This is a genomic window from Sphaerisporangium rhizosphaerae, assembly GCF_042665155.1.
Lineage (GTDB): Bacteria > Actinomycetota > Actinomycetes > Streptosporangiales > Streptosporangiaceae > Sphaerisporangium > Sphaerisporangium rhizosphaerae.
On the sequence record NZ_JBHTCG010000038.1, the window covers coordinates 1 to 12,411 of the forward strand.

11 protein-coding genes and 1 rRNA gene are annotated in these 12,411 nt (G+C 71.4%); 8 read left to right on the top strand and 4 right to left on the bottom strand.

From position 1 onward, the window contains the following. Positions 1-6 precede the first annotated feature (6 nt). Positions 7-123: ribosomal RNA gene (rrf, locus tag ACFQSB_RS34710) — 5S ribosomal RNA — on the top strand. Positions 124-335: 212 nt separating this feature from the next. Here rrf and ACFQSB_RS34715 read toward each other — a convergent pair. Next, positions 336-770 carry an SRPBCC family protein gene (locus tag ACFQSB_RS34715; RefSeq protein ID WP_380831108.1) on the bottom strand — a complete coding sequence of 145 codons (435 nt, stop codon included), beginning with the start codon at positions 768-770 and terminating at the stop codon, positions 336-338. 2,434 nt (positions 771-3,204) lie between these two features. Between ACFQSB_RS34715 and ACFQSB_RS34720 the strand changes: the two genes are divergently transcribed. After that, positions 3,205-4,458 (top strand): hypothetical protein, encoded by a 1,254-nt coding sequence (locus ACFQSB_RS34720; protein ID WP_380831110.1) that lies wholly within the window; start codon positions 3,205-3,207, stop codon positions 4,456-4,458. Positions 4,459-4,616: 158 nt separating this feature from the next. On the opposite strand, the gene ACFQSB_RS34725 is transcribed toward ACFQSB_RS34720, so the two are convergent. Next, complete coding sequence (locus ACFQSB_RS34725) at positions 4,617-5,555, bottom strand: MBL fold metallo-hydrolase (RefSeq protein WP_380831111.1); 939 nt, start codon at positions 5,553-5,555, stop codon at positions 4,617-4,619. A gap of 214 nt (positions 5,556-5,769) precedes the next feature. Here ACFQSB_RS34725 and ACFQSB_RS34730 point away from each other — a divergent pair, with 214 nt between their 5' ends. Beyond that, positions 5,770-6,333 (top strand): single-stranded DNA-binding protein, encoded by a 564-nt coding sequence (locus tag ACFQSB_RS34730; RefSeq protein WP_380831113.1) that lies wholly within the window; start codon positions 5,770-5,772, stop codon positions 6,331-6,333. On the opposite strand, the gene ACFQSB_RS34735 is transcribed toward ACFQSB_RS34730, so the two are convergent. After that, complete coding sequence (locus ACFQSB_RS34735; protein ID WP_380831115.1) at positions 6,277-7,473, bottom strand: DUF1015 family protein; 1,197 nt, start codon at positions 7,471-7,473, stop codon at positions 6,277-6,279. The genes ACFQSB_RS34730 and ACFQSB_RS34735 overlap by 57 nt on opposite strands. A 182-nt stretch (positions 7,474-7,655) precedes the next feature. On the opposite strand from ACFQSB_RS34735, the gene ACFQSB_RS34740 reads away from it, so the two are divergent. Beyond that, positions 7,656-8,114, top strand: a complete 459-nt coding sequence (locus ACFQSB_RS34740; protein WP_354844672.1) for a tetratricopeptide repeat protein — start codon at positions 7,656-7,658, stop codon at positions 8,112-8,114. 118 nt (positions 8,115-8,232) lie between these two features. Beyond that, complete coding sequence (locus ACFQSB_RS34745) at positions 8,233-9,228, top strand: HAD-IIA family hydrolase (RefSeq protein WP_380831117.1); 996 nt, start codon at positions 8,233-8,235, stop codon at positions 9,226-9,228. Between the two features lie 203 nt (positions 9,229-9,431). On the opposite strand, the gene ACFQSB_RS34750 is transcribed toward ACFQSB_RS34745, so the two are convergent. Further along, positions 9,432-9,779, bottom strand: coding sequence for an SCP2 sterol-binding domain-containing protein (locus ACFQSB_RS34750; RefSeq protein WP_380831118.1), 348 nt, complete (start codon positions 9,777-9,779; stop codon positions 9,432-9,434). A 301-nt stretch (positions 9,780-10,080) separates the two neighbouring features. Between ACFQSB_RS34750 and ACFQSB_RS34755 the strand changes: the two genes are divergently transcribed. From ACFQSB_RS34755 to ACFQSB_RS34765, 3 genes are all read left to right on the top strand, one after another. Further along, positions 10,081-10,254, top strand: coding sequence for a hypothetical protein (locus ACFQSB_RS34755; RefSeq protein ID WP_354926618.1), 174 nt, complete (start codon positions 10,081-10,083; stop codon positions 10,252-10,254). Between the two features lie 196 nt (positions 10,255-10,450). Continuing rightward, a complete protein-coding gene (locus ACFQSB_RS34760) occupies positions 10,451-11,269 on the top strand; it encodes a TlyA family RNA methyltransferase (protein WP_380831184.1) in 819 nt (272 codons plus the stop codon). A gap of 35 nt (positions 11,270-11,304) precedes the next feature. Beyond that, positions 11,305-12,213, top strand: coding sequence for an NAD kinase (locus ACFQSB_RS34765; protein ID WP_354844688.1), 909 nt, complete (start codon positions 11,305-11,307; stop codon positions 12,211-12,213). The last annotated feature ends 198 nt before the right edge of the window (positions 12,214-12,411 follow it).

Sequence of the window (12,411 nt, forward strand, 5' to 3'; positions counted from 1 at the left end):
GAGGGTTACGGCGGTCATAGCGGAAGGGAAACACCCGGTTACATTCCGAACCCGGAAGTTAAGCTTTCCAGCGCCGATGGTACTGCACCGGGGACGGTGTGGGAGAGTAGGACACCGCCGGACAAAACTTTATAATGCAAGGTAGGCCATCCACGGTGTGGATGGCCTACCTGCGTTTACGGACCTTTAGTCTTGCCCTGGCTGGAGGCGGTGGAGTGGTGGCTCCGCTCCGGACAGTTCGCGGGCACCCGGGATTCGCGCGAAGAAGCCGCTCACCAGAACTGGAGATTCCACGGCCGTCACGCCGGCGCATTCGGCGCGATCTTGCGCGCCGGTCAGTGTCCGGGGTCGGCGAGTGCGACTTCGTACTGCCGCTCGATCACCTGTCTCATCTCCTCCGCGCCGCGTTGGACGCGGATCCTGATCTCGGTGGCGAGCGCGTGCGGCAACACGTCCGTGGTCCAGACGACCCGGCCCGCCCGGTCACCCTCGGAGTGAACCTCGAAACAGGCGTGGTGGTGCTCGGTCGGTGGCCGAGCGCCCTCGACGACGGAGTAGGCCAGGCGGCGGGCGTCGTCGTCGATCGCGATGATCAACTCGTGGATCACATGTCCGTCGGGGAAGCTCAGGAACCTGTGGTCGCCCTCGATGCGGGTGTCGGCGACGCGGCCGGGCAGCAGGCGTTGGTGGACGGCGCCCACATCGCGCAGCACGTCCCAGATGTACTCGGGGGACGCGTCGATCGCGAACTCGTGGCGGATGGATGCCATGGCGCGGAGACCCCTTTCATTCCGGACTCCTCTACAGCGGGCGAATCGTGTTCGAGCGGGAAAGCTCCTGGTCATGAGCCAGCCCGTCTGCAGCAGAACCTGTTCGCCGTTGACCGGGATCGGGCCCAGTGATGATCGCACAAGGTCGTCGTGAGTGTGGATCGGCCTGCTGACGTCAGAGCCGCCGGAAAGGTCGTTTCAGTGATGGAGAGCCCGTGGTGTTCGGGCGAATGGATGGTTGGGGGGTGGGGGCTTGCTAGGCTGGACAGGGCCGGGCCACCCCACCACGGGTGGCCTTCGTCGCGTAAGGCGCCAAAGGGCGGGCAGCGACAGAGTGAACGGGCCTTGAGTCCCGCGGCCGGATGACCCGTCCCCTCCGCGCCATGGTCGGCGCTACGGGTGAACGCCGATCACGGCGGACGCGGTGAGCGAGCAACGAAGGACAGAAGTGAACAGAGATAACGGACGTGAGGACTCGGGCCGTCCCGAAGATGGCGGGAACCGCTCGGGCGAGGGGTCCGGAGCATTCCGCGGTGACCGCTCCGACAGCGCGAGGGAGGGGCGACCGGCCGACGGCTACCGCGCGGGAGCGCGCGGAGAGAGGCGCTCCGGCGATGGTCCGCGCTACGGCGAGCGCCGCGAAGGCGGCCCCGGCGGCTCGTACGGGTCTCGCGACCGTGATTCTCGTGGAGGACGCCCCTTCCAGCGCGACGACCGCGGCGGTCGGCCGTTCAACCGAGAGGGCCGGGGCGGGGCCGGCGAAGGCCGGTCCTTCGGCCGTGACGACAGGGCAGGGGGCTCTGGTCGCTCCTACGAGCGCGGTGACCGCCCTGATCGCCCCGACCGTCCGGGCCGTGGCTTCGACCGTGGCGACCGCCAGGACCGTCCAGGCCGCTCCTACGACCGTGGCGACCGTCCGAGTGGTCCGTCGGATCGCGGTGACCGGCCCGGGGGCTCGTTCGATCGCGGTGACCGTCCGGGTGGCTCCTCCGATCGTGGAGATCGGACGGGGCGGCCCTACGAGCGTTCTGAGCGGGGGGGCTACCAAGATCGCGCCACGTTCGGCCGTGGCGACCGTGGCGACCGTCCTGGACGCCCCTATGAGCGTGGTGAGCGCGGCGGCTACCAGGGCCGTCCCTCCGACCGAGGGGACCGGCCGGAGCGTCCCGCCCGTTCCTTCGAGCGCGGGGATCGTCGTGACGACCGCAGTGGCGGATCCGGCGCCGGTGAGCGTTCGTACAGTCGTGGCGATCGGGACGGCGCCCCCCGTAGCGGCCAGGGATTCCAGGGGCCGCGCGGTGACCGCCCGTACGGCGGCCGGTCCGAGTCGCGCTACGGAGATCGGCGCGAGCAAGGCGCCGGCGGCTCCTCCGGCTGGCGCGACCGTGATGACCGTGGAGGCCGTCCTTCCGGCCCCGGGCGGGGCGACCGCGAGAACCGCCCGTTCCAGCGGGACGATCGCACAGGTTCGGGCTCGCGTCCCTTCAACCGTGAGGGACGCGAAGGCCATCAAGGACGGGACGACCGCGGTGGCGCGGGTTCCCGTCCGTACAACCGGGATGACCGCGGTGACCGGCAGGGCCGGCCATCTTTCAGGGACGATCGTGGTGGCCCTGGGGGCCGTCCGTTCGACCGTGACGACCGTGGCGGTCGCTCGTTCGACCGTGGTGACCGTGGCCCGCGCTCCTTCCAGCGGGATGACCGCGGTGACCGTGGCCCGCGCTCCTTCGACCGTGACGACCGCGGCGGTCGTTCGTTCGACCGTGGCGACCGTGGTGGCCGTCCGTTCGAGCGGGATGACCGTGGCGGGCGACCTCCGGGCGCCGGCGACCGGGGCGGAAGGCCGCCGTTCCAGCGGGACGACCGGCGTGGTCCGGGAGCACGCCCGTTCGGCGGAGAAGGCCGTCCGGGCCGTGACGACCGCGGTGACCGCGGTGGGTTCGCGGCGCGCGGGTCCCGTCCAGGAGATCGCGACGACCGTCCGCAGGGCGGTGGCGACCGCCGGTTCGGTGGCGGCGACCGGCCGTACGGGCGCGACACCCGAGGCGAGGGCGGCGATCGTCCCTTCCGCCGCGACGACCGATCCGGCTCAGGGCCGCGCCCGTTCAGCCGTGAAGGACGGGACGACCGCGGTCCCCGCGAGGGGCGCACGTCCGCTGACGACCGGAGCCGGGAGTACGGCGACCGCGGTCGGTACGGCTCCAGGGATGACCGGGGCGACGCCGGTCAGGGTGAGCGCGGTGGCTCCCGTGGCCGCTACGGCCGGGAGGGCGGCCGCCCGTTCGCGCGCGACACCGAACACGGCCCCCGCGACGGGCAGGGGCGCCGGGAGGAGCATGTCGCCATTCCGGAGCTGGCGCCGGACATCACTCCCGAGGAGCTGGAGAAGGACGTCCGCGACGAGCTCCGCTCCCTCCCCAACGACCTCGCCGCCATGATCGCTTCTCATCTGGTGGCCGCGGAGCGCGCGCTGGGGGACGACGACGCCGAGCTCGCGTACGAGCACGCGAAGGTCGCCCGCCGGTTCGCCGCGCGCATCGGAGTGGTGCGGGAGGCGGTGGGCCTGGCCGCCTACCGTGCCGGACACTACGCCGAGGCGCTCAGTGATCTGCGCGCCGCGCGCAGGATGACCGGTTCGGACGAGTTCCTGCCGATCATGGCTGACTGTGAGCGCGGGCTGGGGCGTCCGGAACGGGCGCTGGACCTGGTCCGTTCGCCCGAGGCCGAGCGCCTCGACCGTGCGGGGCGCATCGAGCTGGCGATCGTGGAGTCGGGCGCCCGCCGCGACCTCGGTCAGCACGACGCGGCCGTCATCACTCTGCAGCGGGTGCCGGAACTGCGCAACCAGGAGCCGCATCCCTGGTCCGCCCGCCTGGCCTTCGCCTACGCCGACGCCCTGGCGGAAGCCGGGCACGAGAGCGCGGCGACCGACTGGTTCGAGCGGGCCATGATGTTCGACGAGGACGGAGAGACCGACGCGGCCGAGCGGTACGCGGTCCTCACCGGAGCCGTCATCGAGGACATCGAGGAGGACGAGGAGGACGGCGAGTTCGACGTGGACGGCGACGCGCTCGTCCAGGATGGCGAAGACGGCGACCCGGCCGAGCCGGGCGCCGAGCGCGATGACGAGACCGCCACCGAGTCGGGTGACCGGGATGACCGGGATGCCCCGGATGACTTGGCTGACTCGGGCGGCGAGTCCGGGGAACAGGCCGGTGCTGGTGTCCAGCTCGGTTCCGAGGTGAGTGCTGCCGGGAATCCGGACGCCGGTGAGGAAGCCGCTGCTGCTGTGGCGTCCGCCGACAGCTCGGCCGAGGAGCCGGCGCCGTCGCCGGAGTCCACTGTCGTCACGTCCGTCGCCGCACCGTCCGCGTCCTCCTCGGTGGCCTCACCGTCCGAAGTGACCGACAAGCCGGGTAAGTCCGACGAATCGGCGGGGACGGAGACGGCCGAGACGCCGGTCAAGGCGTCGGGGACGGCGACCGAGGACGTGCAGGCCGCCGAGGCCCAGATACCGGACGGTCCCGCGCCGGAGGCTCCGCGCATGGAGATCGGCATGGGGCCGGCCTTCATCGAACCCGACTTCGGTGTTTCGGCGAGACCGGTTCCGGGGGATGTTCTGGAGGACGACGACGATGACGACGACGCCGATGTCCAGCCGCGCAGGCCGGACCGGCGTGATGCCTGACAGGCGCGGAGGCTGACGAAGGGTGGTGGGCGCCGACAGACTCGAGGCATGCGGCGCCCGCCACTCATCGTTCCCTCGCCAGATCGATCTAAGCCTGCTCGGCGCGAGACATCGCCACCGTGCCCCGGCTCGCCCGGCGCACGACACCGGAGCGGCCTTCAGCCCGAGGAGGGCTCGGCGCGGTCGAGCCAGTGCAGGATGCCGGCCACGTTGAACGGGACTCCGCTGATCATCTCCATCTGCCGCACCGTCTCGGCGTCCTCCGGCGCGGGGGCGGCGTAGCGCTGACGGGTCTTCTCGCCCACCATCGCCACGGCGTGGTCGAGGTCCATGCCTTGGGCGTGGGCCTGGCGGGTCAGATCGACCCAGACGCGCAGCTCCTCGGCCGATCGGTCCAAGATCTCGGAGACGTCGGAGACGGGTCCGTAGTGGCTGAACAGCAGCCGCTGGGGGCCCAGGTCCTTGAACAGCGACACCGAGTTCAGTGCCGTCCGCAGATCGAAGTCCGGGGGAGGCGTGGCGGGCCGCACGTCGCCGGTCTGCGGCAGGTACACCCCCGCGGCGTCGCCGACGTAGAGATCGCCGGTCGCCGAGTCCAGCAGTCCGACGTGGTGCTTGGCGTGCCCAGGGGAGTAGTGGCTGGACAGCGTACGGCCGCCGCCGAGGTCGATGGAGTCGCTGTCGTCCAGGGCCCGGATGCGAGATGCCTCGGTGGGCGACAGGGTTCCGAAGAGCGTGTCGAGCCGGTCGCCCCAGACCTTTTTCGCGCTGGCCATCAGGACGGTCGGATCGGCGAGGTGACGTGCGCCCTTCTGGTGCACGACGACCTCGGCCGAGGGGTAGAACCCGGCGATGTCGCCGACGCCTCCGGCGTGGTCGAGGTGGATGTGCGTGACGACCACCGTGGCGAGATCGTCCGGTCCGACCCCCAGGGAGGTGAGCGCGTCGCGGACGACGGGAGCGGAGGTCGAGGTGCCGGTCTCGACCAGGCAGGGCCGGTCGCCGAGGATCAGATAGCCCGCGGTGATCCCCGAGAATCCCGCCATGCGCGTGTCGATCTCGTAGACTTCTCCGCCCAGTGGCGTGACGTTGTCCACAGCTGCTCCTTCGTTCCCGGGGCGCGCGCCGTGCCCGCGACCCCTATGTTCGTACCACCTGGGCGATCCCACGGGTGACCCGCGGTCACGTTTCTTCGCTCGCCTCAGGCTCCCGCGATGTTTTCCACAGAACGACGTTCGAACCCCGTGTGGTCCGGCCTGGTGGCGAAGGATGGCCCTGCCATGGACAGGACGCGGCAGGAAAGGGGTTCCCATGCACCGCAACGAGGTGACGCTGGTCGGCCGGCTGTCCAAGCCGGCGAGGCGCAGAGAGCTGCCCAGCGGAGATGTCATGACCATGTGGGGGCTCGCGGTGCGCAGGCCCGCCGAGCATCCGAGCGGCAAGAAGGCCGACGGCATTGCGTGCGTCACCTTTGACCCCGGGGTGGGCGCAACGGTGGCCGGGTGGCGGGTCGACGACGTCGTCACGGTCGAGGGAGCGCTGCACCAGCGCTACCGGGGCGGCGCCGGCGGCGGAGTCAGCACCTACGAGGTCGAGGTGCGCGAGGCGCGCCGCCTACAGGCCCGAGATCCCGGACGAAGGGACACGGCCGCCCCGTCCCCCACGGCCGCGGCCCAAGACCACGCGGACGGTCCCACCACCGCCGCCGAGCACCGACCACCGGTCCGGCATTCGGCCGGCGACGGGGTGAGCCGTCGGCAGGACGGACCGAGCGGCGCCCCATCCGTTGGAGGCGAAGCGAACGGCCGTGGAGGGGAGTCAGTTGGTGGAGAAGGTGCGCAGGACGAGGCCGGTGCGGGGCTTGGGGCCGAATGAGGTGGACTTGCGGGGCACGCGCTCGCCTCCGGCGGCGATGGCCAGCACGTTCTCGACCGTCAGGGGCGGGACGATCACCGCCGTACCCGACTCGCGGCCGGCCATCCGGACGGCCAGGTAGGGGTCATGGTGGACGATGCGCACGGTCTGCTCGTCGTCCTGCAACCCCCAGACCTTGGGCAAGAGGAACTCCGAGAGGATCGACGTGACCAGAGACTTCCAGGCGTCCGACCGGGCCGCCGGCATCGCGTGCTCCAACTGCACGGCGTCGGGGTCGGTCAGCAGGTGGCTGTGCCCCTCGCCGCCCAGGACGAAGGCGGGGCCCGTCGCCGTGGCCAGGGCCTCCAGCGCCTCCTCCAGCCGGACGAACTCGTGCACCCGCCAGGCTCCCTTGGCCCGTGCCGCGGCCTCCTCCAGGGGCAGCCCGGGGATGACCCGGTGGATGGCCTTGAGGTCGGGCGGGTAGGCCCGGGAGTCCACCAGCATGGCCAGGCCGAAGTCCCAGGCGCCCGCGCCGCGTCCCTGTGAGTGGTAGTCCCGTTGCAGGGCGAGGTAGGTGGCGTACCGGTGGTGGCCGTCGGCGATGAGGGCCCGGCACCCGTAGAGGGCGTCCGCCACGGTCCGCAGTTCCGCCGGATCGGTGAGGGCCCACAACCGGTGCGAGATGCCGTCGTCGGTGCGGATGTCCAGGAGCGGAGTCCGCGTCGAGGCCACCTCGTCGACCAGCTCCGAGGCGGCGGCGCCGTCGCCGTCGTACAGCAGGAAGATGGGCTCCAGGTTGCTCTCGGTGGTCTTCATGAGCGCCAGGCGATCGGCCACCGTCGCCGGCATGACGTTCTCGTGCGGCAGCACGATGCCCTTGTCCGGTTCAGAGAGGGCGAGGTCACCGATCAGGCCGCGGAGCAGCACGTCAGGCCCGCTCTGCTCGTAGACGTAAAGGGAAGGGAGATCGTCGACGACGAGTACGCCCGAGTCGAGCCACACGGTGAGGGTCTCCCGAGCCTCGGCGTAACGGTGCTGGTCAGCCCCGGGAAGGATCAGCCGTACCACGTTGTTGGGGTGAGCGTCGAGGAGATGGCGGACGTCTTCGCGCGAGACGAGGTCGTACGGTGGAGAGGTGACGGCAGCCAGATCGTCCACTGCGAAACGCACACCCCGGAACGGGCGCAATACCAGTCCGTCAGGCGACGGCAGTTCAGAGATGGCCATACCGGGCATGGTGCCATAAGGCCCGCGTCGCTCAGAGACAGCCCCGACGTCGTAGCGCTGCCCGGCTCGTCAGGAAGCCGGGATGACATGTCCTCTGAAGGAGGCCTCTGAAGATGGTGCAGGGACGAAGCGGGCCGGAGCCCTCCGACTACCAGCCGAACGCTCCTGTGGATCATGTCTACGACCCGAACGCTCCTGCCGGTGACGTCTATGAATGGTTTCAGCGCGGGGTCAAGCTGCTGAAGGACGGCAGCCCGGCCGCCGCGGCGGCGATCCTGGCGCGGGCCGCCGATGCCGAACCCGATTCGCGCAGCATCCGGGAGGCTCTGGCAAGGGCGCAGTTCAACTCGCGCCGGTACGAGGACGCCGCCGACAGCTTCCGCTGGATCGTCTCCGCCAACCCCACCGAGGACTACGCCTACTTCGGCCTGGGCATGGCCCTGTGGCGCACCGGCGACATGAAGGCCGCCCAGGAGCACCTGGCCATGGCCGTGGCGATGCGCCCTGACCTTCGCGACTACGTCTCCGCCCTGAAGCAGGTCCGCGCCACCTTGCGAGCCCGCCAAGCCTGACTGGAGGTGGGTCGGCCTGGCCTGAGGAGGGCTGGTCTGATCTGGGGCGTTGGGGGAGTGCGGAGCGAGGGTGGTGGCCGGGTCATGGGAGTGTCCGGGCATCGGAAATAGTGGGGCCATGGTAACCACGCTGATCGACCTCTACGACACCTTGCTGCTCGATCTCGACGGAGTCGTCTACCTCGGCCGTCAGCCGGTGAAAGGCGCGCCCGAGGCGCTGACCCGGGCCGGTGACACCGGGGTGCGGCTCGCCTACGTGACCAACAACGCTTCCCGCACACCGGCGGCGATCGCCGAGCACCTGGTGTCCATCGGGGTTCCGGCCACGCCGGACGACGTCGTGACCTCCGCCCAGGCGGCCGCTCGCATGATCGCCGAACGGGTGCCGAAGGGATCGGCCGTGCTCGTGGTCGGCGGCATGGGCCTGCGTTCCGCCGTACGCGGGCAGGGGTTGCGCCCGGTGACGACCGCCGCGGACGCGCCCGTGGCCGTGGTCCAAGGCATCTCGCCTGATCTGTCCTACGCCCTGCTGAGTGAGGGAGCGCTCGCCGTTCGGCAGGGAGCCTGGTTCGTCGCGGCCAACGGTGACACGACCATGCCGACGAACCGGGGGGTCCTGCCCGGCAACGGTTCGATGACCCGCGTCATCGCGACCGCGACCGGGGTCGAGCCCGTGTCGGCGGGCAAACCGGAGCCGCCGCTGCACCGGGAGTCCGTGTTGCGCACGGGCGCCGAGAAGCCGCTCATCGTGGGAGACCGGCTGGACACCGACATCGAGGCGGCCACCCGGGCGGGCGTCGACAGCCTGCTCGTGCTGAGCGGGGTCACCGGCCCGCTGGACCTGCTCGTCGCGCCGCCCGAGCACCGTCCGACCCACATCGGCACGGACGTCTCCGCCGTCCACCTGCCGCCGGCGCCGGTCACCGGCGAGGGCGACGAGTGGGTCCGGGAGGGCTGGGTGGCGCGATGGGAGTCCGGCGAGCTGCGCCTGAAGGGCGAGGGCGACCCCTTGGACGGGCTCCGCGCCGCCTGTGCCGCCTCCTGGGCGCACGCGGGCGACGGCCGGGCCGACAAGGCCGCCCTCACCCATGTCATGGCGGCTCTGTCCCCCTGACGGTCCGTCCCTCGGGCGCCTCGGCGGTGGTGGCGCTCAGATGGTCTTGTCCGCGGTGGTCATAGTGGTTCTGCACCTCTGACGGACCTGTCCGCCGGTGTCGTGGTGCGTTTCGGCGCTCTGATCGTCTGTGCGTGGGGACGCGCGGTGCTGGAGCCGTGAGGGAGGGTGGATGGTCGCGGGGGTCGCCGGCCCGGGGGGCTTCAGAGGAGTTTGCGGAGCCGCAGGAGGTCTCCCAGGCTGGCGTCGATCTTGACTCGGCCGCCCAGAAGTGCCCGTGCCATGTCGAGCTCGCCGTTCACCATGGAGAGCAGATCGTCGCTGGAGATGCGGATGCGCACATCGGCGGGCCGCCCTGTCGAGGGAGGGACGTCGGTGAACGGCTCGAGGCCGTCATGGTGGATCCGCCCGTAGAAGGTCACGTCGAGATCGGTGATCCGGCAGCTCAGGCTTCTGTCCACCACATGCTTGGTACGGGTCTCTGGATCAAGCTCGGCGAACTGCTCGGCGAGTTTGTCCAGCGCCGCCCTGCACTCGTCGACGGTCGCCATGCGTGGTACCCCTTCTCATCCCCGAAGCCCCTCTGACTTACGGAAGGTAGCGTTTCACTTGAGTACTACGCCAAATCCGGCGCGCGAGCGCGGCCCGGGCAGAGAAGAGCATCACATGGATGGCCGCTTCCGATACGGTCAGGGTCTACGGCCGTCGCGTAGGCGGCGGTGACCCGGCGAGCGACCATTCCATCATGTCCCTGATCGGCCCCACGACCAACGAACACACCGCGAGTCGGCGGCACAGGGGCGAAACGGACACGCCGCACGGCGGAGCAAGCACGAGACGTGGAGACGACGCATGACGGAGAGCGGCGAGGCCCGCGTGGCCGCCGCCCTGGCCAGGCTGGGCGGCCTGGGCGAGGTTCCCGTCCGGGAGCACGTCCCGGTGTTCGAGGAGGTGCTGGGGGGCCTGGAGGCCACCCTCGCCTCCGTGGACGACGCCTCCCCGATCCAGGGGGACGGCGTCTCCTGATGGCCGGGCGGATTCTCATGCCCAGGTGGGCGTCCTCGGCCGCCTCAGTCCCCGCGCCGGGACGATCGGCCCCTGCGCCGGCACGGTCAGCTCCCGCGCCGGGACGATCGGCCCCCGCGCGCGCCGGGCGGGCCTTCTCGGGCCGTACCACTCGCGCGACGGCAGGACGCGCTACGTCGGCCGGGGGGTGGGTTCGGTGAGCCGTCGGATACGGCTGGACAGCGAGCTGGTGCGCCGCGGCCTGGCCCGCTCCAGGGAGCAGGCCGCGGAGCTGATCTCCGGCGGCCGGGTCAGCGTCGGCGGCCGTACGGCGGCCAAGCCCGCGACCCAGGTGGACACGGCCTCGGCGATCGTGGTCGTCGAAGCCCCGGAGGGCCCCGATTACGTGTCGCGGGGAGCCCACAAGCTGATCGGCGCGCTGGAGGCGTTCGAGCCGCGCGGCCTGGCCGTCGAAGGGCGCCGCTGCCTGGACGCCGGAGCCTCGACCGGCGGTTTCACCGACGTGCTGCTGCGGCGCGGAGCCGCGCATGTCCTCGCGGTCGACGTCGGGTACGGCCAGCTCGCCTGGTCGCTGCGCACCGACGATCGGGTCACGGTCATGGAGCGGGTCAACGTGCGCGACCTGACCCGCGACGCGGTGGGCGAGCCTCCAACGCTCGTCGTCGGCGACCTGTCGTTCATCTCGCTGCGCCTGGTCCTGCCGGCTCTCGCCGCCTGCGCGGCCCCGGAGGCCGACTTCGTCATGCTGGTGAAGCCGCAGTTCGAGGTGGGCAAGGACCGCGTGGGGGCGGGGGGCGTCGTCCGCGACCCCGGCCTGCGCGCCGGCGCCGTCCGGGACGTGGCCGCCGCGGCGGCCACGCTGTCGCTCACGGTGCGCGGTGTGACGGCGAGCCCCCTGCCGGGCCCGTCGGGCAACGTCGAATATCTGCTCTGGCTCGGCAAGGGGCCGGGGCCCGACTCTGTCACAGACCTGGACGCCGAGATCGATCGCGCGGTCACGGAAGGTCCCCAGTAGTGCGCGACCTACCCGCGGGAGGAGCGGCGCCAACGATGGACAGCGCGAAGCGTACGGTGCTGATCACGGCTCACACGGGGCGCGAGCCGGCGGTCGAGAGCGCGCGGCTGGTGATCCACCGGTTCCTCGCCGAAGGGTTCACGGTCCGCGTCATGGAGCCGGAGGCCGAGGAGATCGCCGCTCCCGGCGTGGACGTGGTGCCGGCGAGCCCCGCCGCCGCCGAGGACGCCGAGGTGTTCATGGTGCTCGGCGGTGACGGCACGCTGCTGCGCGCGGCCGAGCTCGCCCGTCCGGCCCGCACCCCGCTGCTGGGCATCAACCTCGGTCACGTCGGTTTCCTGGCCGAGGCCGAGATGGCCGACCTCGCCGAGGCCGTGGACCACGTCGTGACCGGCCGGTACGGCGTCGAAGAGCGGCTAACGCTCGATGTGAAGGTCCGCGCCAACGGCGAGCTGCTGGCCTCGACCTGGGCGCTCAACGAGGCGAGCGTCGAGAAGCGCGACCGCATGCTGGAGGTCGTGGCGGAGATCGACGGCAGGCCGTTGTCCCGGTGGGGATGCGACGGCGTGATCTGTGCCACTCCGACCGGTTCGACGGCGTACGCGTTCTCGGCGGGCGGGCCGGTCGTGTGGCCGGAGGTCGAGGCGCTGCTGCTGGTGCCCAACAGCGCCCACGCGCTGTTCGCCCGCCCCTTGGTGGTCTCTCCGCGCTCCAACATCGCCATCGAGATCCTTCCCGGAACGTCGGGAGGAGTCCTGTGGTGCGACGGGCGGCGCCGCTTCGACCTGCCGCCGGGCGTGCGGGTGGAGGTCCGGCGCGCCGACCTGCCGGTCCGGCTGGCGCGCCTGCACGGCCCGGACACCACCGGAGCCCCGTTCACCGACCGTCTCGTCGCCAAGTTCGACCTGCCCGTCCAGGGTTGGCGCGGCCGCGTACGCCACTGAGCCCTGGTTCCAGGAGGCGCGGGCCGGTGGGATGTGCGGCCGGTGGCCGCGCGGCCGGGATGTCCACCCGGCCGTCGCCCCCTGTCCGAGGGCGGGCGACGGGCATCCAGGTCCCGTCGCCACAAGACGTGGAATGTACGGTTTCTGGTCGTATCGACCGGTTGGGTGCGCTCCTTTGAGGCGCAGAGGGCACCGGTC

Excerpts from the sequence above, each read along its gene's own strand:
- ACFQSB_RS34745 (WP_380831117.1), top strand. The coding sequence starts at position 8,233 with ATGGTAACCACGCTGATCGACCTCTACGACACCTTGCTGCTCGATCTC.
- ACFQSB_RS34720 (WP_380831110.1), top strand. The coding sequence starts at position 3,205 with ATGATCGCTTCTCATCTGGTGGCCGCGGAGCGCGCGCTGGGGGACGAC.
- ACFQSB_RS34730 (WP_380831113.1), top strand. The coding sequence starts at position 5,770 with ATGCACCGCAACGAGGTGACGCTGGTCGGCCGGCTGTCCAAGCCGGCG.
- ACFQSB_RS34740 (WP_354844672.1), top strand. The coding sequence starts at position 7,656 with ATGGTGCAGGGACGAAGCGGGCCGGAGCCCTCCGACTACCAGCCGAAC.
- ACFQSB_RS34755 (WP_354926618.1), top strand. The coding sequence starts at position 10,081 with ATGACGGAGAGCGGCGAGGCCCGCGTGGCCGCCGCCCTGGCCAGGCTG.
- ACFQSB_RS34765 (WP_354844688.1), top strand. The coding sequence starts at position 11,305 with ATGGACAGCGCGAAGCGTACGGTGCTGATCACGGCTCACACGGGGCGC.
- ACFQSB_RS34715 (WP_380831108.1), bottom strand. The coding sequence starts at position 770 with ATGGCATCCATCCGCCACGAGTTCGCGATCGACGCGTCCCCCGAGTAC.
- ACFQSB_RS34750 (WP_380831118.1), bottom strand. The coding sequence starts at position 9,779 with ATGGCGACCGTCGACGAGTGCAGGGCGGCGCTGGACAAACTCGCCGAG.